Source organism: Pseudomonas sp. JV245A, assembly GCF_032424515.1.
Classification (GTDB): domain Bacteria; phylum Pseudomonadota; class Gammaproteobacteria; order Pseudomonadales; family Pseudomonadaceae; genus Aquipseudomonas; species Aquipseudomonas protegens.
In genome coordinates this window covers 1-770 of the sequence record NZ_VYKE01000460.1, presented here as the reverse complement: position 1 = coordinate 770, position 770 = coordinate 1, and the positions used below count along the sequence as shown (strand labels likewise).

The following is a 770-nucleotide window of genomic DNA, read 5'->3' as shown; positions in this document are numbered from 1 at the left end:
AGCAGCGCCTGCTGCTGCACCAGGGCGTCCAGGGCCTGGTGCAGGTTCTGCGCATGGCGTAGGGCATGGCTGGCGGCGCCGTAGTGCCCGGGCAGCAGGCGCTGGCCAAACAGGAAACTGCTGTCGTCGGCATCCAGCAGGCGCCGGCCGTTGCCGATCAGCGCCAGGAACTGCTGCGGGCTGAGGCGGGTCTGGCCGGCCAGGATGTCCTCGTGGAACAGCCCGGTGCCGCGCAGCAGGCGGTGGCTGTCGATGTCCCGGGACAGCGCCAGGTCGATCAGCGCCGCCGGTTGATAGTGCCCGGGGATAAACCGCGTATCGGCTTCGTACCAGTGGGTCTTCACGGTCATGACGGCGCCTCAGGCGGTTTTTGCCAGGGGCTGCTTGGCCCGGGCCAGGGCCAGGTTGAGGCGCTTGAGCAGCCCCTCCGGGGTTTCCTCCAGGGCCATCACCACCGCAGTGCTGGCCGCCAGGTGCAGGCGCTCGCCGTGTTGTCGGGTCTTGTGTGCCAGGCCCTGCACCGCCTGTTGCAGCTCCAGGGCCAGCAGCCGTGCCTGGCTTTCCCCGGTGTTGGGCAGCAGCACCACGAAGCGGTCGCCGGCCAGCCGGCACAGCAGGTCCTGGCGCCGCAGGTTGAGCAGCAGCACATGGCTCAGGGCCTGCAGCACCGCATCGCCTTCGGCATGGCCGTAGTCCTGGTTGATCGCCGCGAAGTGGTCCAGGTCCAGGGCCAGCAGCGACAGCGGCTGCTGCTGGCGGCGGCTGTCTTG

At 69.6% G+C, this 770-nt stretch carries 2 protein-coding genes; both read right to left on the bottom strand.

The window, feature by feature from the left end:
* A partial coding sequence (locus F6S12_RS32435; protein WP_315869947.1) for an AraC family transcriptional regulator ligand-binding domain-containing protein occupies positions 1 to 350 on the bottom strand: 350 nt, incomplete at its 3' end.
* Between the two features lie 9 nt (positions 351 to 359).
* On the bottom strand, positions 360 to 770 hold a 411-nt coding region (locus F6S12_RS32430), incomplete at its 5' end, for a GGDEF domain-containing protein (RefSeq protein WP_315869946.1).